22 protein-coding genes and 4 pseudogenes are annotated in these 26,585 nt (G+C 50.5%); 13 read left to right on the top strand and 13 right to left on the bottom strand.

Annotated features, from left to right (window positions below; all coding sequences use genetic code 11):
- Nucleotides 1–28: 28 nt before the first annotated feature.
- On the bottom strand, nucleotides 29–1,111 hold the full coding sequence (locus tag SD626R_RS14780; protein WP_092567090.1) for a DegT/DnrJ/EryC1/StrS family aminotransferase: 1,083 nt from the start codon (nucleotides 1,109–1,111) through the stop codon (nucleotides 29–31).
- 95 nt (nucleotides 1,112–1,206) lie between these two features.
- Here SD626R_RS14780 and neuB point away from each other — a divergent pair, with 95 nt between their 5' ends.
- Genes neuB through SD626R_RS14765 form a run of 3 tightly spaced genes read left to right on the top strand, consistent with a single transcriptional unit; the run spans nucleotide 1,207 to nucleotide 3,739 of the window.
- Entirely contained in the window at nucleotides 1,207–2,235 is a 1,029-nt protein-coding gene (gene neuB, locus SD626R_RS14775) for an N-acetylneuraminate synthase (protein WP_092567089.1), read from the top strand.
- Nucleotides 2,232–2,885, top strand: coding sequence for an acetyltransferase (locus SD626R_RS14770; RefSeq protein ID WP_092567088.1), 654 nt, complete (start codon nucleotides 2,232–2,234; stop codon nucleotides 2,883–2,885). Before neuB ends, SD626R_RS14770 begins: the two co-directional genes overlap by 4 nt.
- Nucleotides 2,885–3,739, top strand: a complete 855-nt coding sequence (locus tag SD626R_RS14765; protein WP_092567087.1) for a sugar phosphate isomerase/epimerase family protein — start codon at nucleotides 2,885–2,887, stop codon at nucleotides 3,737–3,739. Before SD626R_RS14770 ends, SD626R_RS14765 begins: the two co-directional genes overlap by 1 nt.
- A 367-nt stretch (nucleotides 3,740–4,106) precedes the next feature.
- On the opposite strand, the pseudogene SD626R_RS14760 reads toward SD626R_RS14765, so the two are convergent.
- Nucleotides 4,107–4,917, bottom strand: a pseudogene (locus SD626R_RS14760) (IS5 family transposase).
- Nucleotides 4,918–5,008: 91 nt separating this feature from the next.
- Between SD626R_RS14760 and SD626R_RS16585 the strand changes: the two are divergent.
- Nucleotides 5,009–5,134 (top strand): annotated as a pseudogene (locus SD626R_RS16585) (IS630 family transposase); the annotation flags it as partial.
- Between the two features lie 30 nt (nucleotides 5,135–5,164).
- Here SD626R_RS16585 and SD626R_RS14755 read toward each other — a convergent pair.
- Nucleotides 5,165–5,986 (bottom strand): annotated as a pseudogene (locus SD626R_RS14755) (IS5/IS1182 family transposase).
- Nucleotides 5,987–6,592: 606 nt separating this feature from the next.
- Between SD626R_RS14755 and SD626R_RS16580 the strand changes: the two are divergent.
- Nucleotides 6,593–7,780, top strand: a complete 1,188-nt coding sequence (locus SD626R_RS16580) for a hypothetical protein (RefSeq protein WP_141651440.1) — start codon at nucleotides 6,593–6,595, stop codon at nucleotides 7,778–7,780.
- A 14-nt stretch (nucleotides 7,781–7,794) separates the two neighbouring features.
- Here the strand turns inward: SD626R_RS16580 and SD626R_RS16575 are convergent, their stop codons facing one another.
- Complete coding sequence (locus SD626R_RS16575; RefSeq protein ID WP_137782500.1) at nucleotides 7,795–8,826, bottom strand: glycosyltransferase family protein; 1,032 nt, start codon at nucleotides 8,824–8,826, stop codon at nucleotides 7,795–7,797.
- 109 nt (nucleotides 8,827–8,935) lie between these two features.
- Between SD626R_RS16575 and SD626R_RS14750 the strand changes: the two are divergent.
- The 5 genes and pseudogenes from SD626R_RS14750 (at nucleotide 8,936) to SD626R_RS14730 (ending at nucleotide 14,010) form a co-directional block, all read left to right on the top strand.
- Nucleotides 8,936–9,771 (top strand): annotated as a pseudogene (locus SD626R_RS14750) (IS5/IS1182 family transposase).
- Nucleotides 9,772–10,034: 263 nt separating this feature from the next.
- On the top strand, nucleotides 10,035–10,616 hold the full coding sequence (locus tag SD626R_RS14745) for an acyltransferase (RefSeq protein WP_092567086.1): 582 nt from the start codon (nucleotides 10,035–10,037) through the stop codon (nucleotides 10,614–10,616).
- A gap of 23 nt (nucleotides 10,617–10,639) precedes the next feature.
- Nucleotides 10,640–11,707, top strand: coding sequence for a DegT/DnrJ/EryC1/StrS family aminotransferase (locus SD626R_RS14740; protein WP_092567116.1), 1,068 nt, complete (start codon nucleotides 10,640–10,642; stop codon nucleotides 11,705–11,707).
- A complete protein-coding gene (locus tag SD626R_RS14735) occupies nucleotides 11,704–12,648 on the top strand; it encodes a Gfo/Idh/MocA family protein (RefSeq protein ID WP_092567085.1) in 945 nt (314 codons plus the stop codon). The genes SD626R_RS14740 and SD626R_RS14735 overlap by 4 nt, the downstream gene beginning before the upstream one ends.
- A gap of 12 nt (nucleotides 12,649–12,660) precedes the next feature.
- Nucleotides 12,661–14,010 carry a nucleotide sugar dehydrogenase gene (locus SD626R_RS14730; RefSeq protein WP_092567084.1) on the top strand — a complete coding sequence of 450 codons (1,350 nt, stop codon included), beginning with the start codon at nucleotides 12,661–12,663 and terminating at the stop codon, nucleotides 14,008–14,010.
- Nucleotides 14,011–14,012: 2 nt separating this feature from the next.
- Here SD626R_RS14730 and SD626R_RS14725 read toward each other — a convergent pair whose 3' ends face one another.
- Entirely contained in the window at nucleotides 14,013–14,750 is a 738-nt protein-coding gene (locus SD626R_RS14725; protein WP_092567083.1) for a polysaccharide deacetylase family protein, read from the bottom strand.
- A 93-nt stretch (nucleotides 14,751–14,843) separates the two neighbouring features.
- Here SD626R_RS14725 and SD626R_RS14720 point away from each other — a divergent pair, with 93 nt between their 5' ends.
- Nucleotides 14,844–16,028, top strand: a complete 1,185-nt coding sequence (locus tag SD626R_RS14720; protein ID WP_092567082.1) for a CaiB/BaiF CoA transferase family protein — start codon at nucleotides 14,844–14,846, stop codon at nucleotides 16,026–16,028.
- A gap of 23 nt (nucleotides 16,029–16,051) precedes the next feature.
- Entirely contained in the window at nucleotides 16,052–16,960 is a 909-nt protein-coding gene (locus SD626R_RS14715; RefSeq protein ID WP_092567081.1) for a DapH/DapD/GlmU-related protein, read from the top strand.
- 127 nt (nucleotides 16,961–17,087) lie between these two features.
- Here the strand turns inward: SD626R_RS14715 and SD626R_RS14710 are convergent, their stop codons facing one another.
- The 3 genes from SD626R_RS14710 to SD626R_RS14700 are packed head-to-tail and all read right to left on the bottom strand — an operon-like array spanning nucleotide 17,088 to nucleotide 20,076.
- Complete coding sequence (locus SD626R_RS14710) at nucleotides 17,088–18,593, bottom strand: tripartite tricarboxylate transporter permease (protein ID WP_092567080.1); 1,506 nt, start codon at nucleotides 18,591–18,593, stop codon at nucleotides 17,088–17,090.
- On the bottom strand, nucleotides 18,590–19,069 hold the full coding sequence (locus tag SD626R_RS14705) for a tripartite tricarboxylate transporter TctB family protein (RefSeq protein ID WP_092567079.1): 480 nt from the start codon (nucleotides 19,067–19,069) through the stop codon (nucleotides 18,590–18,592). The genes SD626R_RS14710 and SD626R_RS14705 overlap by 4 nt, the downstream gene beginning before the upstream one ends.
- A complete protein-coding gene (locus tag SD626R_RS14700; protein WP_092567078.1) occupies nucleotides 19,066–20,076 on the bottom strand; it encodes a Bug family tripartite tricarboxylate transporter substrate binding protein in 1,011 nt (336 codons plus the stop codon). Before SD626R_RS14700 ends, SD626R_RS14705 begins: the two co-directional genes overlap by 4 nt.
- 183 nt (nucleotides 20,077–20,259) lie before the next feature.
- Here SD626R_RS14700 and SD626R_RS14695 point away from each other — a divergent pair, with 183 nt between their 5' ends.
- On the top strand, nucleotides 20,260–20,766 hold the full coding sequence (locus SD626R_RS14695) for a helix-turn-helix domain-containing protein (protein WP_092567077.1): 507 nt from the start codon (nucleotides 20,260–20,262) through the stop codon (nucleotides 20,764–20,766).
- 4 nt (nucleotides 20,767–20,770) lie between these two features.
- On the opposite strand, the gene SD626R_RS14690 is transcribed toward SD626R_RS14695, so the two are convergent.
- The 5 genes from SD626R_RS14690 to SD626R_RS14670 all read right to left on the bottom strand — a co-directional run bounded on the left by SD626R_RS14690 (nucleotide 20,771) and on the right by SD626R_RS14670 (nucleotide 26,306).
- Nucleotides 20,771–21,787 (bottom strand): glycosyltransferase, encoded by a 1,017-nt coding sequence (locus tag SD626R_RS14690; protein WP_092567076.1) that lies wholly within the window; start codon nucleotides 21,785–21,787, stop codon nucleotides 20,771–20,773.
- A gap of 223 nt (nucleotides 21,788–22,010) precedes the next feature.
- A complete protein-coding gene (locus SD626R_RS14685; RefSeq protein WP_092567075.1) occupies nucleotides 22,011–22,943 on the bottom strand; it encodes an SDR family oxidoreductase in 933 nt (310 codons plus the stop codon).
- A 92-nt stretch (nucleotides 22,944–23,035) separates the two neighbouring features.
- On the bottom strand, nucleotides 23,036–23,962 hold the full coding sequence (gene aglG / locus SD626R_RS14680; protein WP_092567074.1) for a glucosyl-dolichyl phosphate glucuronosyltransferase: 927 nt from the start codon (nucleotides 23,960–23,962) through the stop codon (nucleotides 23,036–23,038).
- Between the two features lie 45 nt (nucleotides 23,963–24,007).
- On the bottom strand, nucleotides 24,008–25,336 hold the full coding sequence (locus SD626R_RS14675) for a nucleotide sugar dehydrogenase (RefSeq protein ID WP_092567073.1): 1,329 nt from the start codon (nucleotides 25,334–25,336) through the stop codon (nucleotides 24,008–24,010).
- Entirely contained in the window at nucleotides 25,329–26,306 is a 978-nt protein-coding gene (locus SD626R_RS14670; protein ID WP_092567072.1) for a GDP-mannose 4,6-dehydratase, read from the bottom strand. The genes SD626R_RS14675 and SD626R_RS14670 overlap by 8 nt, the downstream gene beginning before the upstream one ends.
- Nucleotides 26,307–26,585 lie beyond the last annotated feature (279 nt).

The following is a 26,585-nucleotide window of genomic DNA, read 5'->3' as shown; positions in this document are numbered from 1 at the left end:
TAGACTTTCGATGCTGTAGTCCTTATCATCAGTTTGTCTGCCCGACGATTTTACATACCTGGTCGATTTCGTCTCGATTTAGTCGTGGCCCCGACGGGAGTACCAGTCCCCGCTCTGCGAGGGTTTTGGAGGTCGGACAGACGGTGCTATCAGCACGGTATGGTGGTTGGTCGTGGAGCGGATGGAAGAACGGCCGAGTCTCGATATCCCTCTCCGCAAGGGCTGATCTGACGCGTTGTCGGTCTTCTCGCGTCTCAAACACGGTTGCGATCATCCAGTTGGAGCTCGTAGCTTTCGGATGCTCAGCCTGGACTCTGAGATCGGTGCCGGTGAGGTTCTCTCGGTAACGGTCAGCGACGCGTCGTTTGGCGTCAAGTATCTCCTCGGACCGTTCGAGTTGACCGACGCCGACGGCCGCCTGAATGTTTGTCAGTCGGTAGTTGTACCCTACAGACGGGTGGTAATATTTTTGTTCAGTCGACATCCCGTCCCGCCGGTACGTTCGGATCCGGTCGGCAAGATCGTCGTCGTCGGTGGTAATTGCGCCACCTTGCCCCATTGTGAGTATCTTATTACCGTAGAAGCTGAAACAGCCGGCATCGCCGATACTTCCGACAGCGTCGCCGTCGTAGATCGCTCCATGTGCCTCGGCGGCGTCTTCGAGGATAAAGAGATCGTGGGACTGGGCGATACCCAGTAGTGGCTTCATATCCGCCGGATGGCCGTAGAGATGGACGGGCATCAAAGCGGCAGTGTCGGGGGTGACATTGTCACGAACACTGTCAGGGTCGAGTGTGAAGCTGTCTTCGGTGACGTCGGCGAAGATCGGTGTCGCACCAACGTATCTCACAACGTTCGCACATGCTATCCACGTCATATCGGGAACGATGACCTCGTCACCGGGCCCGATATCTGCCGCGACCAGTGAGAGATGCAGGGCGGCTGTCCCGGTTGTGGTCGCGAGCGCGTGGTCTACACCGACGAACTCTGCCAACAGCGATTCGAACCGGTCGACATACTCGCCACGTGGTGATATCCACCCCCGCTTAACGGCGTCAGTCACCAACTCAAGTTCGCGGTCACTAATCCATGGTTCGGAGACAGGAAGCATACCCGTATTGATCAGGGCGTGGGTAAGTGGATATCGATTCCAAACGTCTCACAGACAGATATTAATCAAAGGGCGACAGAGGGCAAGAGTAAACAATGGAGCAATCAACTATCGGACCGGACGAACCGTGTTATATTCTCGCGGAAGCCGGCGTCAACCACAATGGCGATATTGAACTGGCAAAGGAACTGGTCAATGTGGCTGTTGAAGCCGGAGCCAACGCCGTGAAGTTTCAGACGTTCAATACAGCGCAATTGGTTACCGAACGGACTGAAACGGCTGGTTACCAACAGCGGTCGGGCAACATTGATCAATACGAGATGTTACAGTCGCTCGAACTCCAGCCGGGGGAGTTTCGAGAATTGCGGGAGCACTGCCTAGACTGTGGCATTGAATTCCTCTCGACGCCCTACGACGCACGGAGCGTCGAATTGCTTGCGTCACTGGGAGTCGATCGTTACAAAATCGCCTCCGCCGACCTCGTCAACAAGCCCTTACTCGAACGGGCCGCTGAGACTGGGTCGGAAATCATCATCTCGACGGGGATGGCGACTCCGGAAGAGATAGTCCGGGCAGTCGGCTGGCTCAACGAGGCCGGGGCCGAACAGGTAGCTATGCTCCACTGCGTCTCGACGTATCCAGCTGATTTCGACCAACTCAATATGCGGTTCATACAGACGCTTGACAATCTCTTTGACGTTCCGGTAGGCTACTCCGACCATACGTTGGGAATTGAAGCCCCGGTCGTCGCTGTTTCGCTCGGGGCGACGGTCATCGAGAAACACTTCACGCTTGACCGCTCGATGGACGGCCCCGATCATGAAGCGTCCCTCGAACCAGATGAACTCGACGCGATGGTAACGGCGGTTCGAAACGCCGAGGAATCACTCGGAAGTGCGGTGAAACGACGGACAACGGCCGAACGGGAGAACGCGGCGGTGATGCGACCGAGCCTCCACGCTGCCGTGGATATCGCCGCTGGTGATTCTTTGACCGAGGAAAACACCAGTGTCAAGCGACCGAACGACGGTCTTGAACCGGCTGCGCTTGAACTTGTCCTCGGTCAAGCAGTACAGGAACACGTAACTGCTGGGCAACCGATAACCCGAGACATCCTCAGATGAAAGCGATAATTATCGGTGCAGGTGGCCATGCACGAGTCGTCTACGATATTCTCCGACACGACCGTAATATCACTGTCGAATCTTTCGTCGACAACACGCGACGCGGGTCCGACGAAGACATTATGGGCGTGCAGGTGACGGGCGACCACTCGGTTATCCCTAGCCTCATCGAAGACGGCGTCAACTTGTTCATCATTGCGGTTGGTGACAACGACATCCGGCAAGACCACTTCGAGACGCTCCGTGAACACGAATTGCGTCCGGTCAACGCAGTCCATCCGAGCGCTGAGATTACGCCCACGGCTAAGCTCGGTACCGGATCCGTGTTTGCTGCCAGCAGTAACGTCTCGACGAACGCGGTCGTCGGGAACAACGTCATTATCAACACCGACGCACTAGTTGAACACGAGACGGAGGTACACGACCATGCACATATCGGACCGGGGAGTAAAATCGCGGGTCGGGTAGAGGTCGGTGATGGGGCGTTTATCGGCATCGGAACCACAATTAAGGAGTACGTCACTATCGGCAAAGGTGCTATTGTCGGTGCAGGGTCGGTCGTACTGGACGACGTTCCCGCGAACACGGTGGCCGCAGGAGCACCGGCAGAAGTCAAACGAGAGCGCGACACCGACGGGACAACCAACTGATGCTCTCTGTGGACCAGTTGTACATCTCAACGGTTTGTCTCGGCCACGAGCGAGACTACCACAACACGCTAGACCGATATAGAGAGCTGGCACTACCGGGTGTCGAACTCGGGTTCTGTGGCGGTATCGATAGTCTTCCAAAAAAAGTGTTCGATTTGAGTACTCCGCTCATCTGTCACAACTACTTCCTACCGGTTAAGAATCCGTTTATCCTCAACCTCGCTTCGCAGGACTCGACAATTCTCCGCCGCAGTCGGGACTACGTCCGACGAGCAATCGAGTTCTGTGGAGCCAATGACATAGAACTGTACTCTTTTCACAGTGGCTTCCGGACTGACCCGTCGTTATCGCTCGAATTCACTGGCCCGATTGCTGAATATGAGAGAGCGTTTACAACATTCCAAGAATCGGTAGCGGAACTGGCTACCTATGGCGACGAACAGGGAGTCGACCTCGCTATTGAGAACAACGTCCTCAATAGGGAGAATCTCGTCGACGGAGCGAACAAGCATCTCTTGATGTGCGAGGCCATGGAGTTTACCCGGTTCTTCGACACACTTGACGCCGAGAACGTCGGAATTCTGCTGGATGCGGGCCACTTATCAGTCACTGCCGAGACGCTCTGTTTTGAGCCCGAGACGTTCGTTGATGCTATACAAGATGAGGTCGTCGCTATACATATCCACGACAACAACGGCGAGAGTGACCAGCATCGACCACCGGAAACAAATGGGCTATCGATGGCAGTGCTTGATAAGATCGCTTGGGGTACCGATATTCCGGTGACTCTAGAGGCGCACTACGACGAGAGCGAAGAGCTCCGGGCCTCGATTGATTTACTTTGTGTCGCGTAACTCTTACCAATACGCTCTTGTGGCGTGGATTGTTAGTGACTCAGAGCACAGTTTTGAAGATAAGTTAGAGCACTTCCATTCTCGGTTTTCGATAGACGTGATGACGGAGCCGAAGTGTTTTTAAATACAGATTGAGCCCATTTTTGAAGATGCTTTGCCTTGTTGAACGCAAGACAGCGACGAGGTAGGGTCGATTGTTTGTAGTCTCAAGCTGTCAGAGGCGCGTTCTTACAGTCAAAAGATGCAGTAGCTGTTACTGACGGCCGTTGTCGAAGGGGCAAAACTATGCTATCTTGCTTCGTTGTGTCAGTGACGACGGACGATGCCCCTCCCGGATACGTCCGGAGAAAGAGAGCAGGTGGAGAGCCTAACTCGCCGCCTGGGTCAGGTTATGCCCGATGCACTTCCGCGTGAGCTCCCGAAACTGGCCGTGCCAGCTCCGGGAGCGAAGCTTTTCGTCGTCGTCTTCCTTCAAGTGCGAGAAGCCTGTTCCACTCATCCACCGCTGTAATCTTCGTTTATTCGGGCGTTATGATCCTTCTGTAGTAGTATCTGCTTCCTGTGCTTGATCAACGGTCGCGTTGAGTTGGAGCACCACTCCTCAGGGAGGTCGCTTCACAAATAGTTCGCGTCAGCAGACAACACACGCAGGTCTTCCGTATTCCGGCGGAAGACCTGCAACTTGATATGGCTGTCCCCTGCCTTCTGCGTCGTGAAATGAACGTCCTTGATCGCCAGCGAGTTCACGTCGATCAAGGTCGTCGTCTTCATCGACTGGAACGAGTAATTCGCGCGGTCGCGGTAGTGGTAGCTGGTTTGATCGCGCTGGAAGCCACTCACATCAATCGCGGCTTCACCACTCCAGCCCGCCTGCTCCGCCGAAGCGCGGAGCAGGCGGCGGAGTTCACGCATCCGGTACTCATTTTCCATTGACAAAACGAGCTGTAGTGCAGTGCGTCGTCAAGATCAAACACGGCGAGAATGCCGGGCATTTCGCTGAGATAGCCTTCGGTTTCGCGGAGACTCTTTTCGAGTTCGACGCGATACAAGATCAACGCAATCTGTACCCACTCGGCGTACCCGTCCGCGTCATCCGGCACGGCGGGTACGTCCGGATCCTCAACATGCTGCTTGGCAAGATCTCGACACAACTGTGCCAGCCGTCTGAGCGATACTATATCGCCAGACGGCATCCATCTTCCGGTTAGTTCGACGGAATCTCTTCGTGAGAGCGTCTGATACTTCCGTTAATTGGCGGCAAAACAAGGCATTCCATCAGGTTCGCCGCATCTCAATTCAATCGAGCAAGTATGGAAACAGCTGAAATGGATGATGTCGCCGATCATCGTCGGCGACGAGAATGAATTTCACGAACTCGTCAAAGACGTATTTGAACTGTTTTGTTGAATAAATGCTGAGTCACGGTTACAGCGGCTCACATAACGGTTTTACGTTTCTGATGGCGAACATCAAGACGACCTCACGGAACTGCCGATACCAACCGAGCGCTGGCACGGCATGGCCGAGCGAGCGCTTCGTTGTTGAGTAGGATATTTCGGCCATCCACCGCTGAGCGTAGCCATTTGCTCAATTGAGCGTGTCGTTCGCGGCTGCTTCCGCTGACGAACCACGGTAGTGAACTAGATACTCAACGTCATGTGCGGCGATTTCGTACTCGGAATACCAGTCTTAGAAGTCGTTGCCAGCAGCGACGGACTGCAGGTCGTCTGCAGAAACGCGGACGACCTGCAGTCCGGTCCTCGTATCGTGCTTCCACCGTGCTATGATGTGAACATCGAGAACAATAAGTGATGCCACATCAGTCAATATCGTCACTTTGAGCGTCTGTATCGTCCGTCCTGCTCGCTGGCGGAAGTATGACGAGTCACGTCGCCAGTCAAAGAACGTGCTGTTGAGCGCAGCGCGGCCAGAATGAGGGTGCTGCTGCGCGTTTCCACGCAGTAGCCACCATACCCATACTTTCAGCCGATCAAACGACTCGTAGATCGTCGTGTGACCGGGGAGATAATCCCGAGCTAACTTGAGAGCGTCACGAACTTCGTCCATGTACTTCAGCCGATTCGGCGTTTCATGATAGCTGTGGATCTCTTCGACCCGAAAACAATGCAAGACGACGTGGACCTAGTGGGCGAACCCGCCGCTGGCGGGCTCGCCTGCGTGCTTCCACAACGCTTGTTTAGCTAAATGATGACACTGTTCGATGAAATTGAGGATATTGATCTGCATACCAGGTTCAATTTCCTCGGCTTCACCCTTCTAAACCCGAGATCTCGGCTGATAAGATCGCTCTTCAACAGAATAATATAGATACCGCTGAGTCTACCCATAGCTGCCGTGTCTTAAATTTAGGATAGAGCGGCAGCGAGAACAAGTCTTACCATCACGCCAGCGAACCTGTTGGATCGGGTCCGTTGTGACCGGTTCCGACTTGAACACATCTAGCGGAATCATTCGTGTCGGGCACCGTTGCGGCGGTGCGATTATTTTTTCCGACTCAACAGCGACAGCTCGACAGTATCAACCACCTCCTATAGAAGGGCGAATGAAAAGATTAAACAACCCACTAGATTAATAGTCAATAACTAGATATCAACTTGTAGATTAAATTCTATGAATGATACCCTAAAAAAGTTTGAGCACTTTGAGCAAAGCAATGACTTATTTGACCTCACTATCGATCATGTTCCTGTTTGGGAAAGGATACGAAATACAATCTGGAATAGTATAAGATTCAAAAACAGTCGAAAACAACAAAACAGGATAACGGAAAATCTTGATATTCTTAAAAAAACATACTTAATGCTAAAAAACATGTTGGTGAAAAATCCATATATGTCCAAAGAGAATGACATTTTGGTTTATGGAACTGGTAGACGTCGGTTAGAGCCCAATAATAAATTTTGGGATGTGTATTTTGACCCAATTTATAAATCGGGTCTGAAAAATTATATACACTTAGAACGACCCAGAAATGCGTCCCACTATAGCCCCATACAGACAGAGGATTTCAAATACATTGACCTAATCCTATATGGATCTCAAATACCATTAAAACTAGGTCTGGAAAAACCGACCATCCCAAATAATGTAAATAAAGAACTTATTGAGATAAAAGAAAAAATAAAAAATGAATTCGGAGTGAACGTCAATATAAAAACACTAGTTCGTGACAACTTGCATTTGAGAAAAACAAGACATTTCTTGTTCAATAAGTTACTAAGAAGAATAAATCCAAAAGTGCTTATCATAGAATGCAGTTACGGTAAAGAAACGCTTATTGAGGTATCCAAATCTCTCAATATACCAGTTATCGAGTTACAACACGGGATCATAACGAAACATCATTTAGGCTATTCTTATAAAAATGCCACAAAAAGAATGTTTCCCGACTATTTGCTCGTATGGGGAGATTATTGGAAGGAATCCGCAGAGATCCCCTTACCAGATGATAGAGTAATCTCTACTGGCTATCCATATCTTGATTATAAGAAAGAAGAACATAATAATATTAACACAAGAAAGCAAGTTGTCTTCATATCTCAGGATACTATCGGAGAGGAATTATCTGAGCTGGCAGTTTCACTAAGTCAGTATGACAATTTTGATTATAAAATTGTATACAAACTACATCCAAAGGAGTATCAGAAGTGGAAAGGAAAGTACCCGAATTTATTACGGGCAGACCTAAGAGTAGTTGGGGGTGACGGACCGGGAATATACAAACTCTTGGCAGAATCAAGTATACAGATAGGAGTGTACTCAACTGCACTCTTTGAGGGTATAGCATTCGGACTGGATACGTACGTTTATAAGATCTCGGGCTGGAGATCTATCGAGGAGTTAGTAAACAATGGTCCTGCTCAAGTAATTTCATCACCCAAACAAGTACTCTCTCTGATTGGTCAATCGAATAAAAACGAGAAAAGTATACATATCTTTAAAAATAATGGCGTAAAGAACACCATCGAGGAAATAAATAGAATTAAAAATGGGGGCTCGACATACGACAATACAAAATAACATAAATATGTTTTTTATATCTTGTTATAGATATCAATCAAATCTTCTGCGATAACCCTTTTATCGTGGTTATCTACAACATACTCCCGCGACTTCTCTCCGATTAGTTTTCTTTTTTGTGGATGTTCTATTAAATTGGAGAGAACTGGTTTAACCGTATTTGGATTGGCATTGACAATTGGAATCGATCCTGGGTAAGTATCAATTAGGTCATCTCGAAGATAGCAAACAGTGGGGGTTCCGGCTGCCATCGCCTCTATTGATAGGACTCCATGTGTACCCCTTAATAATTGATCTACAACAATATCCGCCTGCTGAAGTGTCTGAATCACTTCTTCGTGTGGTGAGTTCTCAATCAATGTGAGTTCAAAATCGTGAGTTTCTTCCAGTTTACTTAGCGCTTTGAGAACAAATCTAGTCCCTTTGTTTGCCCGATTACTAGGTGCATGTGCAATTATCGGCGCATCGTTTCTCGGATCGGGATAGGTGGGTTCAATAGCGCTTGTGTCTGTAGCTCTCCTTACTACTTCAACATGATCAAAATATTTTGCAACACTTGGATAAAGTTCATGATCGGGTACTAGAGCGATATCAATATATTTAGACGCGCGCTTTAGATATTTCTCGGTCTTCTCGTCGTCGTATTCTTTTTCCATTAACTCTTCGTATGGATTCTGTTTCTTTGCCACTGACCCTAGTCTTGCATGACTGCCTCGATAATTCATCACGAGTTTCTTATTTTCTATCTTATATAGTGGGAGGTCAACATGACGAGGAAGAAGAGACCGCCCGGCCCAGAAATGAAATATATCATGATTAGCGTACAGTTGTGGAAAGTGACGCATAATCGTCACTCCACTATTTAATTTTTCTATCCATGTATCTGCTGAAAGATCAAGATCAATATCTGTTGGATATTCGAATGAATGCGAGAGATAGGTAAGTGTAGTCGCTTCAATTCCTAAAGAACGTAATCCCGATGCATAACCCCACATCTGGCCTGCTGTTTCGTACGGTGCAAATAAGATATTATATTCGGGATTCATATATATATAACATTCGCAAAGGGACTATTATACTTTATGATCACCAAGGACTGCCACGTCCATTCTTGCCCCGTTTTGCTACCGATTGACGGCTGGTTCAGACAGCCTCATGGAAGATCCCGCCAAGCAAACCTGGAGTTGTACGCCGTCTGGCGATGTTGTATCTGTCAGACGGCTAGTACGAATATGTCGAGACCTTGTCAAACAGCACACTGATGACCCAGACGTACCCGCCGCGCCGGACGGCGCGGACGGGTACGCCGGGTGGGTGCAGATCGCATTGATTCTGTTCCGCGTCGAGCTGAAGAAGAGCCTCCGCGAAATGGGAGACTACCTCAACGAGATTCCTGGTGTTCTTATTGTATTCGTCCTCAACGAACCACCGCACTACCGTTTATCCTGCCGGTGGGAACGAGAGTACCAGATACGTGAACTGCGCCGTCTGCTCCGCTGAAGCGCGGGGCAGGCAAGCTGGAGTGGTGAAGCCGCGATTGATGTGAGTGGCTTCCAGCGCGATCAAACCAGCTACCACTACCACGACCATACGAACTACCCGTTTCAGTCGATGAGGACGATGATCTTGATCGATGTGAACTCGCTAGCGATCAAAAATGTTTATTTTACGACATAAAAGGCGTGGGACAGCCATATCGGAATGCAGGTCTTCCGCCGGAATTCCGAAGACTTGCGTGTGTTCTCTGCCGATGCGAACCGCTCCTAGAGTGACCTCCCAGAGGAGTGTTGCCCCAACTCAACGCGACCGTTGATCAAGCACAGGAAGCAAGCACCGTGCAGAAGGCTCACAAAGCCTGCATGAACGAAGACTACAACCAGTGCTGGATGAGAGAAATAGGCTTCTCACAGTTGATGCAAGACGACGACGAGAAGCTCCAAGAGCTCACACGGAAGTGTATCATCCACAAGCTAACGCAGGTGGTGAGTTAGAGCTCGCTACCTGCTCTTCTTTCTCCGGACATATTTGCGAGAGGCATCGCCGTCGTCACCTGATCAAAGGAGTAGAATACGATAGTTTTGGCCCTTTGACCACTACCGCTAGCGGCAACTACTAAATCTTCTGAGTGTAAGAACCACTCTTTGACGCCGTGAAATCGTGAGTTATCGACCCTACCCCAACGCCGTCTTGTGTTCAACAATGCATTACAGGATCATAATATATCTGTGTGTCCCGATTAAACACTAATTCGAAGATGTCCAATGTTTCCAGCGGTTCAGATTGTACTATAGATGAACGGACTACTGTCGGATACGAGTACGACACCAAAGTCAACCCCACTATTCTCGGTGACAGTGTTACGATTCGTGCGGGAAGCACGATATACGCAGATGTTAAAATTCATGACTACGTACAAACTGGTCATGATGTTCTTATTCGTGAACAAACCGAAATAGGGAAAGAATCAATCATCGGGACGAAGACCGTTATTGACGGATATAGCAAGATCGGGAAAAAAGTGAGCCTCCAAACTGGTGTCTATATTCCATCTCACACCACCATTGAAGATGAGGTTTTTATCGGACCGAATGCGGTACTGACGAACGATCCGTATCCCGTCCGACAAAACGTCGATCTAGAGGGGCCGACAGTAGAGAGGTCGGCTTCGATTGGCGCAAATGCCACAATCAATCCCGAGATTACCGTCGGTGAACGCTCGTTCGTTGCTTCTGGTGCGGTCGTCACTGAAGACGTACCCGCTGACACACTAGCTGTCGGCGTACCAGCAGAGTTTAAACCGCTTCCGGATAAACTCCAAGGTAAGAACGACCTGTGAATATCCCGATAGCGAACCCACAGATGAGAGACGAGGAACACGACCGAGTTGCCAAAGTACTCGATTCTGGGATGTTGGCGGACGGGCCAGAAGTGCGTGCCTTCGAGGAGGAGTTTGCAGAGTTCTGTGGTGTCGACCACGCGGTCGCCACGGCGAACGGCACGACGGCTCTCCACGCGGCGCTAGAAGCACTCGGCATCGACAACGGTGACCGAGTGCTAACGACGCCGTTCTCGTTCGTCTCTAGCGCCAACGCGATCCGACTGGCGGGCGCGGAGCCAGTCTTCGCCGACGTGCGTCCGGACACGTACAATCTAGACCCCGATTCGGTACGTAAGACGCTCGAAACCGAGCCTGTCGACGCCATCCTCGCGGTCCATCTCTACGGCCTCCCGGCAGACCTCAACACACTAGCCGACATCGCCGACGAACACGATGTGCCGCTCGTCGAAGACGCTGCACAAGCCCACGGTGCGACTGTCGACGGCAACCGCGTTGGTTCCGTCGGTGATGTCGGGTGTTTCTCTTTCTATCCAACGAAGAACATGACCACCGGTGAGGGCGGTATGATTACCACCGACGACGAGGGGATCGCTGCGCGCGCGTCCTCGTATATCAACCACGGCCGCTCCATGGACGGTGGGAGCTACGAACACGTCCGACTCGGCCACAACTTCAGGATGACGAGCATCGCGGCTGCACTCGGACGAGCACAGTTGGATCGCCTGCCAAAATACACAGAGCGACGACGGGAGAATGCCGAGAAATTGACTGAGCAGCTCGAAGAAACTGGAGTCACAACTCCGGTCGAACCTGCTGGACGGACACATGTCTACCACCAGTACACGATACGCTCCGAAAAGCGAGACGAACTGATGAACTATCTCGAAGAACAAGGTGTGGGAAGCGCAGTCTACTACCCAACCTGTATCCACAAACAGCCGGCATATGACGACGTTAGCCACAAGGCGCCTGTCGCCGAGCGGGCGAGCCGCGAGGTGGTATCGCTGCCGATCCATCCTAATGTAGACGTAGATGATATAGAGACGATCGCCGATGCTGTTCGATCGTATATGGAGGGGAATAAATGACGGATGTCGGCGTCATTGGCGTCGGAAGCATGGGTATCAACCACAGCAGGGTGTACAACACACTTCCCGAGGCCAACCTCGTTGGGGTTAGCGATATGGATGAAGAACGCGCCACAGAAGTCGCAGAGCGGTACGACACAGCGGCGCTGGGTCTCGATGCCCTTATCGAACGGGTAGACGCCGTCTCAGTCGCGGTCCCCACGCAGTTCCACTATGAAATTGGTTGTAAGTGTATCAAGGGAGGTGTCGATATCCTCGTCGAGAAGCCGTTTGTAGATGATCCCGAACGAGGCGAGGAGCTCGTCGAATTGGCCGACCGCGAGGGTGTCCGTATTCAAGTCGGTCACATCGAACGATTCAACCCCGCTGTCCTCGCACTTGAGGACGTGCTTGCTGGTAAAGAAGTGCTTGCCTACGAAGTGCGTCGGCTCGGACCAGATCCCGGGCGTGATATCCAGGATTCGGTCGTTACTGATCTGATGATCCACGATCTTGATATTATCAGAAACCTTGTAGGAGAGGATCCAGAGCATATCGACGGAGTCGGCCGTGTAGACGGCAGACACGCAACGTCGACACTCACGTTCAGTGGGGAAGCGATAGCAACACTCACGGCGAGCAGAGTAACTGAACAGAAGATTCGGGAGCTCGGAATCGCCACCGACGAGGGATACGTGAGCGTGGATTACCTCGACCGGCGTATTGAAATCTACCGCGGATCGATGCGACAGATGGTAAGCAGAGATGACAAAACAAGGTATCGCCACGAGAGCGTTATCGAACGGCCGTTTGTGGAAAACATCGAACCGCTAAAACGAGAACTCCAATCGTTCCTTGATACTGTATCTGGCGGGGGAGAGCCATCAGTAACAGCCGAGGATGGACTTGCAGCGGTACGGCTCGCACAGGCGGTCGAACACGAAGTCTTCCCTAACAACTAGGAGAAGTAAATCATGAAAATATACGATTCAGACTTATCGGAGAACACGAAGCGAACAGCCCTACTGGAAGGTGAGATTCCAGTCGCGGTTTATGGTCTGGGAAAGATGGGCCTTCCTCTCACTGCGGTCTATGCCGATGTAACGGGGAACGTCCGAGGGGTGGATATTGATCCCGAAGTCGTTGAGACGGTTAACAACGGTCAGTCTCCGTTTGTCCACGAACCCGGGCTGAATGAATTGGTAGCGGAGACAGTCGCAAACGGTTCGCTGCGAGCAACCACTGACTCGGAATCTGCGGCATCTGAAGCGGCGGTCCACGTGATAATCGTCCCGACACTAGTGACGAAAGAGAACAAACCCGACCTCTCGACTGTTCGATCTGTCGTCTCCGACATAGCTACCGGTATCGACGCAGGTGACCTCGTTATCGTGGAATCAACTGTTCCACCCCGCACATGTGCCGATGTCGTCGCACCACTCATTGAAAAAGAAAGTGATCTTAACGAAGGTGAGTTCGGTGTCGCTTTCTGTCCGGAACGGACCAAGAGTGGTCGCGCACTCAAAGATATCCGTGGTAGTTACCCGAAAGTTGTCGGTGGAATCGATGCTATGAGTACGAATGCGGCGGTAGCGATTTACAAAGAAATAACCGATAACGATGTCGTTACAGTCTCTGACATAACAACGGCTGAAGCGGTTAAACTGTTTGAGGGCGTATACCGTGATGTCAATATTGCTCTCGTTAATGAACTGGCGAGATTCGTTGACGAGACCGGTATTGACGTGCTTGAGGCAATTGATGTCGCAAACGACTCCCCTTATATTGACCTTCACAACCCCGGTGCTGGCGTCGGGGGACATTGTATCCCCTACTACCCGTACTTCCTGATCGAACAGTTCGAAACTCCGGGAAAGCTGATGCGGACGGCTAGAAAAATAAATGACTCGATGCCGGCGTTTACGGTCGACAAACTTCTTGAAGGGCTCAATGCTGTAGATACGCAGCTTAGTAACGCGTCCATCGCTGTGCTCGGCGTTACCTATGATTCGGGAATTCCAGAAACCCGACACACACCTGCTAAACCGATAATCGAACGCCTAGCCGGTCAAGGAGCGAACGTGTACGGGGTCGATCCGGTGATAGAGGATCTGTCGGAGTTCAAAGGCGCAACGCCCACGACGGTCGATGAGCTCTATGATATCGGTTTGGACGCCGCTGTACTCGTGACCGCACATGAAGCGTTCGAAGACATAGCGTGGGACAAATTCGATGATCTCGTCATCGTTGATGGTCGGGACGCTATTAATATCGAGACCGACCGTCACTGGCTGTACACTATTGGGTCAGGGCAGAGGAGGTAACCTTAGGTGGAGTCAAAATCGACTCGATAATCCGACTGGAATTGTCTCCGAAGATCTTCGAACTTTGCCTCGATGTCGTGTTCAATTCGTGTACCAAACGACGCATCTTCATCTCCCCACGAACCTGGGTGTACTAGAATCTGCGCGCGGTCTGGATACCCGTCTGCGAACGGATGCTCGGACCGCCACCGCTGTCTCGAATCGGCGATATACTCGAGCTGATTAAAAAAGTGCTCGCCGTACGTGTTCACGAACGAATCGAACGACTCGCCGAATACCCAGTCAGGTGGCATGTGAAACGATACTGCCGAAGACAACCCCTCTATTCGGGTTCCGATAGCATTGAGTTCTGACTGCACACGGGCCTCGATTGCCTGCTTCGATGGTTCAACATCCTCGTCCCAGTACGGATAGGAACTGAAGTGGAGGCCAACTTCATGCCCCATTGTTTGTAGCTCTTCGACTGCACCCAAGACCGAATCTGAGAACGTATTATAGAGCGGACAGGAAAGCATAAAAAAGTACGTGGAGCTTACGTCGTATTCTTGTTCAATTTCCCCCATCCGAAGCGCTTTCGCTGGGGACCAGTCGACATCATGCCGAAGGACAATCTCATTGTTCCCAATCTGATCGTCAAATGTTTTGAACTGATATCGCTGACTCCGAAGCTGTTCTAGCAGGTCCCGATATGTATCGTACGTAAACTCAAGATTCTGTTCGCTATCAACAGCCGAGGTCATAGAGGTTATAAATACTATATTTACAAAACTGTATTGATACGTGTCGGTCAGGCCGATGGCAATTTTTAATTGGTTTTACTGCGGAGGAGGCACATGGAACAACCACTTGAAGACATAGAGGTTCTTGATGTGGGGCAAATATACAATGGTCCGTACTGCGGACTCATTCTCTCATATCTCGGAGCAGATGTAATAAAAGTAGAGCCACCATTCGGAGAACCGTTGCGTTCGCGTGTTGAGGAAGGAGAACCAGAAGAGCTGGTGATGCTCAATTCCAACAAGAAAGGAATCACGCTCAATTTGAAATCTGAGCGGGGAAAAAATATCTTCAAATCCCTCGCCACTGACGTTGATGTCATCATTGAGAATTTTTCACTCGGAACGATGGAGAAATTGGGACTGGGATACGAGACACTATCCTCAATTAACCCCGAACTGATATACGCGCAGGGAACCGGGTTTGGCCGTACAGGTCCGAAGAAAGATCGGCTTGCGATGGATCTCATCGTTCAGGCAACAAGCGGGGTGATGGACGTAACAGGGAATCCGGATCAAGACCCCATGAAGACAGGGATTGCTCCTGGAGATTTTTTTGGCGGAATCCATCTCGTGAGCGGTATATTAGCCGCGCTCTACGCGAGAGAACAGACGGGAAGCGGACAGCTTGTTGAGGTCGGTATGTATGATGCGGTAGTGCCGTCGTTACTGTCCCAGTTGGCCATTCAGTACCGAGACCCGTCGATACCGTCCCGGACGGGAAATCGGCACAGTGCAATGGCAAAGGCACCGTACAACTCATATAAGACGAAGGATGGATTCATTACTATAATATGTGCCTCCGACGATCACTGGCAGGACCTACTCAAAGTGATTGGTCGAGAAGACTTGCTTGGTGACAAGCGGTTCGAAACAAACGTAGACCGCGTGGACAATATCGACAAAGTCGATGAACTCGTCAAATCGTGGACAGAGGATCTGGAGACCGATACTGTAGAGGAACGACTACTCGATCGCGGGATTCCCTGCGGAACTGTCCAGACAATACAGGAGGTACTGAATGATCCGCACCTCCAGGAACGAAACTCTATTGTCAAACTTAACCATCCAGAAGCGGGTGAGATCAAAGTTCCGGGGTCACCGATCAAGTTCCCGGAGAGTTCGGATGTTGCGGTAGAACCGTCACCTACGAAAGGGGAACACAACGAAGAGGTACTCCATTCCCGGCTCGGGCTTTCCGAAACAGAGATCGAAGAGCTCCGCTCGGACGGCGTCATCTAAATAACGAAACCGGATACAGATTAATGTCAACTAACAATATCCGATTTAAAAATACGGGTAGGGAAGTCAAATCGACTGAAATTGCATCTCATCTAACGAGAGAACACAGGGGAAAAGAAAAACTAGTTTCGGGATTTGCTCCACTAGACGAGGCGACAGCAACAAAGCTCTCTTTTTGCCAAGAAGGATACGAACAAGAATTGCTAGAGTCAAACGCTGGTGCCGTAATTACTGAAGTACATCCCGATGCCCCTGTCGACTGCGCACTGATTTCGTCATCAACGCCGCAGTCGGATTTCGTCAGGGCAGTCCACGATTTTTTTATTGAACGACCGTTGAACCAGTCGATCCATCCATCGGCGACTATCTCTTCCGATGCGACGTTCGGTGATAACTGTGTGATTGGGCCCAGCGTCACTATTGGGCCTGCAGTCACTATCGGCGACGAGTGTATGTTAGGACCGGGCGTTACAATCGGAGAGAAGGTCTCGATAGGGGACCGCTGTATTCTCGGTACAGGAACTTCTATTGGACAAACGGGATTTGGATATCAACTCACATCAGACGATCGGGTCATGAACAAGCCTCACGAAGGAAGTGTCGTTATTGAGGATGATGTTCACTTTGGTGTGAATTGCTCGGTAGACAGGGCTACTTTCCAAGAGACGCGAATCGGTGAGGGATCAAAGATACACAACCTGTGTAACTTTGCACACAACGTCAAGATCGGCGCTCGTAACATGATGAGTCCTGGCTGTCACTTTGCCGGGAGTTCAACAACAGGAAAGGAGGTCAGGATTCATCCACACGTCGTTGTTGGTAGTCATACGAGCATCGGTGATTCTGCGGAGGTAGGCGCGAACTCAACTGTTTTAGATGATATTAGTGAGGACACGCTTGCCGTCGGCTCACCTGCACGACCTATTGACTGATGGACTGACACCCCGATAACAGCAATCTAAAACGAAGATCAATCGATTCGGTTACGAAGACAGTTGCATTTCACACAAAAAGAGGATATGGGGGGCTGATCAGAGCCGCGTATCGGTACTCACAGTCTCATTCAGATTGGCGGTTTCGGACCGCAGTAATGACAAGTGAGAGGACAATCAGTATGAGGAGAATGATAGAGATGTTGCTTGCAGCAAGGAACTGAACGGCGTCGCCTTGGTTGATCGTCCACCCCTGTACAAATCCCTCTTCGGCGAACCCACCAACGATAACACCGATAACAACGCTTACCATCGGATAATCGCTTATGACGAGAATAATGCCAACTAATCCAAAAAGAAGCATAATAAAAATATCGAGATAGGAGTTACGAACAGCAAACGCACCGACGATCGCAAGAACAATGACTGTGGGAATGATGTACCGAATCGGAATTCTAGAGATTTTTCCAAAGTACTGTGCACCACTTAGTCCGTATACTAAAATGAGGATATTACCGAGGAACAATGAAAAAATCAGGGCGTATACTAGAACCCCGGAACGTTGGAACAGTCCAGGGCCCGGATTGAGGCCATGAATTGCGAAAGCACTCAAGAGTGCTGCTGTTGAGCCGCTTCCAGGGATCCCGACAGTCAGTGTGGGGATGAGTGCGCCACCCTGGGTTGCGTTGTTCGATGAATCCGCAGCGATAATTCCCTCAATGGCGCCTTTTCCAAATTCTGCAGGATTCGAAGCCCATCGCTTCGCTTCGTTGTACGCCACAAAGTTCGCAACGTCCGCACCAGCTCCCGGGAGAGAGCCAATAAAAATACCAATGAAGGTCCCGCGTAAAAACTCAACAGGGCGGGCTATAACAGCGCGGATCCCCTCAAAAACTTGCGCCCGATCATCTGATCTGTCAGTATCCGTAGTCAGTATCTCACCACGTGCTGCAAGAAAAATCATCTCGGCGAATACGAACAGACCAATGAGTACCACGACAAAATCAATACCACTTCTGAGTAGTGGTTGATCAAAAATTGCTCGCGGCTGTGCGAGCTGAGGATCACTTCCAACGGTAGCGACTAATAATCCAAATGTCCCACCTAACAGCCCTTTTAATAGTGACTGGCCTTTCGCAGCAGGAATGATTGTGAGCGCGAATATTGCGAGGAGAAAGAGTTCAACTGGACCGAAACCGAGCGCAAAGTCTGCAAGTATAGGACCGGTCGCAAGAAGAGCAACGGCGGCAATAATTCCAGCGAGCCCTGATACGACGGCAGACACGGCAAGTGCGTATGTCGCACGCCCGGATTTCGTGAGCTCGTACCCATCCCAACAGGTGACAACTGATCCAGGTGCACCAGGAGTATTTATAAGGATGGCTGGGATTGATCCGGCGTATACAGCACCTCCATAAGCTGAAACTAGGAAAACTAGCGCGACTGAAGGGTCAAACGGAATTGTGACCGGCGTGAACAAAATAAGAGTCATCGTCGCGGAAAATCCAGGTATGGCCCCAAAGATAATACCAATCGCAACCCCGATGAAAATCGCAGCGATGACAGGAGGCTGTAGCAATAGCCCAAGTCCGGTTCCGAGTGCACCTGGGAAAAGAAGTAGTACAGCGGTCATAGTGGAATTCTGAGCCAAAACACGAATACCGCGTAAATAATTGCTGTTAACACCGTGGAGTACAGGATCAGAACCTGTCGATTTTGTTCACCTAAAGTGTACAAGGTCCCTCCTAGGAACAGAAAGGTAGCTAGCGTGAATTGGATACGCATCCCCACGAGATACGCGCTGGTTAATAGGATAACGTAGAGAGCGTTTTTTGACCGCCACTTATCGGTCGTGACACCGGTCATGCTGCTCACAGATTCGCCCTGATCTGTACCGTTCGGGTTAAACTGAACACCGAAATCAAAAATGACGGCGAGTGCAAAAAGAACCGTCGTGTACAGAATTGGTTCTGCGTACAACACAGAACGGTCTGGAAGGCCTCTTGTATCAACGTAGTACGCCCCACAGAAGATAAGTACGAGGAATGGAAAAATCAACTCCTTAGCGTTTATTTTGAATATATGACCACGGAATGATAATGTTGTCATTGGTTACGGAATGCCTCAAAGAGGCCCTCAAATTCTCGCATTGAGTTACTCACATTCTGTACTATTTCAAATGTGTCCTCGGGATTATTATACCGGAGAATTTCGTTAAGGCTTCCCTGTTCAGCTGCTCTTTCTTGATACTCTTCTGTCTCCATGGCGCGTTTGTAGCTGTCGACAAGCGCTTGATATCGGTCTGGATATTCCTCCTCAAGACCACCGGGGGCCATCATCAATTTCCACTGCCCAAGCCCTTCGTCAACGAGTGGGACATCGCCGAGATTCAATTCAGCGAACGAGGGGGTATCTGGCCAAAGACTCTGGCGCTCAGATGTGTGTGAGCCGAGGGGTGTCACTTCTCCGATGTTCGTGGGATTGAACGCCCATGGTTGGTTGACGACAACAGGAACTTGTCCGCCGAGAACGCTCTGGCGGACACTCGATCCACCTTCAAGGTTTACAAGATTAAACTCAACGTCGTATGTTTCTTGTATCAGGAGAGCTGAGAGAGCAGTATTCCCGACTGCGGAGGTAAGCCCAACCGTGATCTCACCCGGTTGGTCCCTTGCGGCATCAATAAGATCTGTCATATTCTCGTATGGAGTTTGTGTGCCGGCGAACCACATGGTTGGGTCAAAATGATTTGTTCCAATATAGTCGAAATCTTCAATTGTATATGGAGCATCCTGGAACAACCGGGTGGCATTCATTTGTGGGAGGTTCCACATCGAAACCGTATATCCATCTGGTTTAGCGTTGTATAACTGCTCTCCACCAACTTGTGTCGACCCACCAGAATAATTCTCTACCACGAATTCGCCACCGATCTCTTCTTTCCATGGAGATACGAGGATACGCGTTGATCGATCGGTTCCACCACCTTGCGCCCAAGGAACAATGATTGTTATCGATTGGCTGGGATAGCTTTGATCCCCCAGCGTATCAGAACACCCGGCGACTCCGATAGCGGTGGCCGAAGCAAACCCTCGGAGATACGCTCTCCGGTCCATATAAGAAGTCTACATAGTGCTGTGGTAAATATTTTACTTTGTGGAAGTCTGGTATCAAGATATGGAAGAATAATTCTCTATATTTCTATTTCCTGAGCCTATTCTCAAGACGGAGTTTTATGTATCAAAAATCTGTCAGTATTGAGAGTGATATTTATCAATGCTCCTATCAACTCACTAGATATGTGGAACGAGGTTCTCCATGGAGTAGTCACGGACGAGTTTGAAGAACGTCTGTCCGAAGCGTTACAACAGCAGGATTTAACCATAGAAGAATTTGCGGAGCGTCATAATATCCCTGTGAGTACACTTTATAAGATCACGAGTGGAAATCACACAAATTTTGGGGTTGAAACACTCCAAAAAATCATCCACGGATTACAAGAAGAGGAAGGCTATACACAACCTATGATCGGACTAATAACTACGCGGGGGGCGTGCGACCGTGCACCGAGTCGTATCCAGGTTGATGATATTGAATATCGAATTAAACCACTTCCATCCCAATCAATTGAAGAGGAGATTATCAGAGGGGTGCGAGCAGAAAAAGATGGTATTGACGGATTATTGTGCGGACCCATTGCCGCTACGACACTAGAACAGGTTGTTGATGTCCCAGTCGGAGGACTACAGTTTGATACAGATCTTATCCAGACATCAATAGAAAGCTTTGTTCGGCGGATAAAATAAAATATCAGCTCGTCAAGTCTTGGAAAACATTATAGTATCTTTCGCTGATTTTTTTCCAAGAATTCTCTTTTGCATACTCTTGGAGTGCGGATCCTGTCGCAGGAACTTGATCCGGATCCTGTTGAATCATGTTCAATGCATTTACAATATTCGGCGTAGTCGGCTCAATAAAATGTACTTCATCTGCAGAGAAGATACGCTCCCGTCGTCCAGGCATGCCAAGCACGGTGAGACCGGCGGCCCCGTACTCCAACAATTTAAGCGGTCGTTCACCCTTAGATAGTGAAAACCCGACATCACTAAATGAAAGATAGCCTGGAATTTCTTCGTGAGGAACGACACCTGGGAAGTAGACGTTCTCGTGTGTTTTAGCTACCTCGGTGACTGCATTAGCGTGTTGACCCTCCTCGCCAAGAAACAAGAATTCCCACTCAGGACATTTGGGGACTGCCGCCAGTATCTCTAGAATATGTTGTTGTTTAGTGAATGCACCGATGTAGACGGCTAAAGGCGCATCGAAATTCAGCCCCATAGATTCCAACTGTTTTCGAGCATTTTCAACGACTGACGGGTCAGGATCAGCGAACTTTCTGTACCAAACAGAGTTACGTACCAAGTGTCCATCAAGCCCACGATTATGTGCCCGTTCAAGTACTTCAGCTTCGACAAAAAACCGAGCATCAGCCCGTTTGAGTACCCTCCACTCATACCAAGTGAGAAATAAGAAGATGGGGCGAGGAAGGTCATCTTTGACACGCTCTACAGGTTCGGTCACCTCCGCCACAAACGGGACTCCCTTCAGTCGGGCAAGAGGGAATCCCAAATAAAGCCCAATACGGACGGTTCCAACAATAATGTCATAATCACCAGTCAGAGCGGTTTTTATTGCCCTAATAGCATCTGTCCCGCTCGTGTCTACAATGTTAATTGACACTTCATAATCGGATAGTCCCTCTCGGATACGCTCACGTCGGGTGCTGATATGAGTCCCGACAGTTGGCCGAAGCCAGAGTATGTTCATTGTCTCTATGCCAGGACTCGTGAACTACGTAAGGTTTTCGTGTTAATTGATTGTTTCTGTACATAATTGCACAATGGGTTACTGAGTAGTTGAAGATTCATTGCTAGGGTTATAAAGTTCTGATTATTCGAAAATATAGACTGTAATTTGTGAAATCATCTCTCTGTAATCAGCGCTCATCGAATATCGATATTTTACCCTAGATGTCAGAGATACATTATACTCACTGATTCTGGAACCACTCAATCGTTCGTTTAATACCCTCCGTGAACGACGTATTGGGCTCGAATCCGATCGATTTGTTGGCTTTTGAGATATCCGCGGCTGAGTGACGGATATCTCCCGGACGTGGATCTTCATGAACCGGCTCAATGTCTCGATCTAGTGTATTATTTAAAACTGTGACCAACTCGTTGATTGTCACCGCAGTTCCCCCTGCGATATTGAGAACCCCCGTATGATCTTCTTCCGCCGCACGAATATTTGCTGCGACAACATCATCAACGAACACGAAATCTCTCGACTGCTCACCGTCTCCGAAGATCACTGGCTGTTCGCCGTTGATCATCAATTCGATGAACTTTGGGATGACTGCTGCGTAGGCACCGCTGGGGTCTTGGCGCGGCCCGAAGACGTTGAAGTATCTGAGCGCGACGGTATCAATATCGTAGTGTTCGCTAAACTGGACGGCTAACTGTTCGGTGTAGTATTTTGAGAGAGCGTAGGGTGACTCAGGCTGGAGTTCCATCGACTCGATTTTCGGTAGTCCCTCGCTTGAGCCATAGACTGCACAGGTAGATGCGACAACAACGGTGTCGACATCTCCCTTCTGTGCAGCGTCGAGCACTGTCGCGGTTCCAGTGCAGTTGATATCAGTCGTAGTCACCGGATCTTCGATACTCTGGGGAACCGACGGAACCGCGGCTTGGTGAAAGACGTAATCGACGCCGTTGATCTGTTCAGTGATCGCCGTTTTATCACGCACGTCCATCTTGGTGAATGAGAACGCGTCGTGCGCTTCGAGCGAGACGAGATTCGCCTTGGTTCCACTGTCAAAGTTGTCGATGCCACGGACGGTATAGCCGCGGTCAAGCAGGCCTTCGGCGAGATGCGACCCAATGAATCCTGCTACGCCAGTGACGAGTGCAGTCGGCATACTTACACTTCAGGTGTAGCTACATTGAGTGTGTCGCTTCGGTACACTAAGGCCGAGGAAACGTCACGTAATCAAAAAAAAAAACAAATATGCTATTCGTTTAGACCATGTCTAGCTATCCCATAGAGGTAGCCGAATCCGACGGCCATAGTAAAGAGCACGAGATAGAAGAGCTGTCCGAGCGGCTTGAGTGATCTACCACGAAGCCCCTCTGTGAGATGGTTTGGAATCGAGTGAGTGAGCAGGCGTTTGAGAAACAACGTCTCGTTGTCGCCCGAATCCTCGATTACGCCTTCCATAACGCGCTTGGAGTACCCCTGCCAGAACGAACGGACGAGCAGCCACCAGGGATCAGTCCGGTACTCGAACACCTTGTGGCTGACTCGTGCGCCGGGGTTGTAGATGACACCCTGGCCAAAATCCTCGCGCATTCTAGCACAGAACTCAGTCTCGCCGCCCTGGAGGACCTTGCCGGCCTGTGGACCGATATCCTCATTAAATTCACCAATGCGATCGAATACTTCGGCGCGAAACGAGATGTTCGATCCGTATGTATTTCGTACCTCTTCACCCGGCGCGGCAAACCTAGGCGGAGTCACGCCCACAAGCCAGTAGAACTCTGGCGGCAGAAACCAGGGCTTTCCGACGACCCACTCGGGTATCATCTTCCCGCCAACTGCGATAGCGTCGGTACTCCGGTAGGTAGAGACAAGTTCCTCAATCCAGTCAGGTTCAGCGACCGCGTCATCGTCGAACAGTGCGACGATATCGCCTGACGCCTGTTTCACTCCCTGAGTCCTGCTATACGAGAGGCCGCGGTTCTCATTGTTGCAATGAATTACCACATTGTCTCGGCTGCCGTACGCCTCGAGCGTGCGTTCGTAGACCATCTCGTCTCCGTCGACGACTAGAACAAGTTCGACCGGGCTGTACGTTTGAGCAAGAACACTGTCGACAGCATCGCAGAAGTCCTCAAATCGGTCCATCGAGTACGTAGCGATAACGACAGAGACCTTCATCACCAGATACCCGCCGGGGCTGGCGAATAAGCATTTCCATCCGCCCTACCTATCATTGTTGTCCGCGCCGCCGAGCGTGACAACATCTGCTGGCACACCTTCGGGCATCGCATTGCGGGTGTCGAAGACGAATGAGGCTGCCTCACCGACAGCATCGAGATCAAAATCGTCGTGATCGACGAGTAACAGAACGACATCGGCACCGGCTAGGTCTGCGTCCGCTAGCCACTGTGTGATACTGTACGGACTTGACTCCTGATCTACGTGTGGGTCAACTACAGTCACTGCCGCGGTTTCGGGTAGTTTCTCAAGGATGCGCATAGCCGGCGAGTTCCGGGTGTCACCAATATTAGGCTTATACGAGAGTCCGAGAACGACAATCGAGGCCTCTGAGATGTCGATCCCTCGACCACGGAGGAACATCTGAAGTCGGTCAGCCACCAGCGTGGGCATTCGCTCGTTGACCTCATGTGCGTCGTCGATAAACGAGACGTCTGTGCCGATGTCGTTCGCCCGCCAGCTCAGGAACTGTGGGTCGACCGGGATACAGTGTCCGCCGACGCCCGGCCCCGGCCGGAAGGCCTGGAATCCGAACGGCTTGGTCGCCGCGGCGTCAATGGCGTCCCAGATGTTTGCATTGAGACCTTCGGTGAGCGTGACGAGTTCGTTCACGAGTGCAATATTAATCATTCGATACGTATTTTCGAGTGTCTTCGTGAGTTCAGCCGTATCCGTCGAGTCGACCGGATGGGTCTCGACGACTAGCCTGTCGAAGAGGATGCTTGCGGACCTCCGAGCAGTCTCAGTGTCCCCGCCAACAACGAGAGGGATATCCTCAAAATCATAGGTTCCCCCGGGGTTGATTCGTTCGGGAACCATCGCGACGTAGGCCGGCGTGTCTCGGCGCTCGTTGACAATAGGCGCAACAAGTTCTGCTGTCGCTCCCGGGTAGACCGTACTGGAGACGACGACCAGCGTCTCACCGGGACCCGACTGTGCTCCGACGGTCTCCGCGGCCGATTTAATTGCGGTCATGTCTGGCCCGTCCCCTCGCATTCCAGTTGGGACGGTAATAACGTAGACATCACAGTCGGCGACGATCTCCGACCCAGCTGACGGCGTAAAACCGCTATTGAGACCGGTCTCTAGTCTGTCATCGGTAATGTCGTCAACGTAACTGTCCGCGTTTAGGAGGCGTTTGACGCGGTCTTTATTTATATCAAATCCCCGAACATGAAAGCCCGCCTCGGTGAAACTCAACGATAGGGGGAGCCCAACGTATCCCAGACCGATGACTCCAACCTTCCCCTCACCGCGTCGGAGACGGTCAACAAGTTGATCGCTCTCACGCTCGGGACGGTTATTTTCACTCATCGTCTGTCTCTCCGCGTTGACGCCGAGAGAGAATATCGCTGATGATTTTTTCTAGACTCGTGTCGGGAACCCAGCCGAGCGTTTCCCGAAGTTTCGAAACATCTGGTTCACGTCGTTCAGGTTCCTCAAAGTTTTCTCCATATATTTCTTCAAAAGGAATATGTGTGGGTGTCGAGTCAGAATCAGTTGCTTCGATGACGGCTTTGGCGAGATCGTTTATTCTCGTCGGATTCGGCGACCCGATGTTGTATACTTCACCGTGTGCCTCCTCAATCTGTAGAAGTTCGTAAGTCGCCTTGACGGCGTCATTCACGTGCGTGAAGCTTCGCTTTTGCGTGCCATCACCGTAGACCGTCAACTCCTCATCACTATGAGCCTGTTCGATGAATCGCGGGACAACCATCCCGTACTCGCCGGTCTGTCGAGGACCGACAATGTTGAAGTACCTACCGACGACCACTGGGATATCTCGTTCGTCTTGATATGCCAGACCGAGGAACTCGTCGACTGCTTTGGCGGAGGCGTATCCCCACCGCGGAATGTTTGTCGGCCCCAGTACCCGATCACCGTCCTCGCTGAACGGTATCTCGTCACTCTTGCCGTACACTTCAGACGAGGAGGCGATGAACGTGGAAGCCATTTCGCTGTCGGCGGCGTCAAGCACGTGTTCGGTTCCGTGGAGATTTATTTCGAGAGATTCGAGTGGATTGTTGACGACGTTCTGAACGCCGACTGCCGCTGCGAGATGAAAAATAGTATCCACACCCTTGGCGGCACGCTTAACAGTCGCCTTCTCACGGATGTCGCCGTTTATGATCCTGGCTCGGTCGGTATCGAGATGCGAGAGGTTCGACCGCGAACCGGTTGAGAAGTCGTCAAGAACTCGAACGTCTTCTGTCGTATTTTCCATAAGAAAATCAACAAGATGTGAACCGATAAATCCACCACCGCCTGTAACGAGTGTGGTCATATGTCTATAGTAATATCGCTGTCCCACGAGAATGTTATGATTCTCTGTTCATATATATAAACCATCGATTGTACGCCTGACGCACACATCGATGGGTCTCTATACGGCTAACAGGACTCATCTGAAACAGCCTTTTCGACGGATGAGCGTACCATTGACCACGCAATCCATGGCCAAGCATAGGGGCCGCAAATTTCACGTGATCGTTTCTATGTTCCACAACATCGAGCGGGCCATGAAATAATAAACTCAAACACTATCTGGCGATTCACCAGAACC

This window comes from Halorubrum sp. SD626R (genome assembly GCF_001261915.1).
Taxonomy (GTDB): Archaea; Halobacteriota; Halobacteria; order Halobacteriales; family Haloferacaceae; genus Halorubrum.
This window is presented reverse-complemented; position numbering and strand designations above follow the sequence as displayed.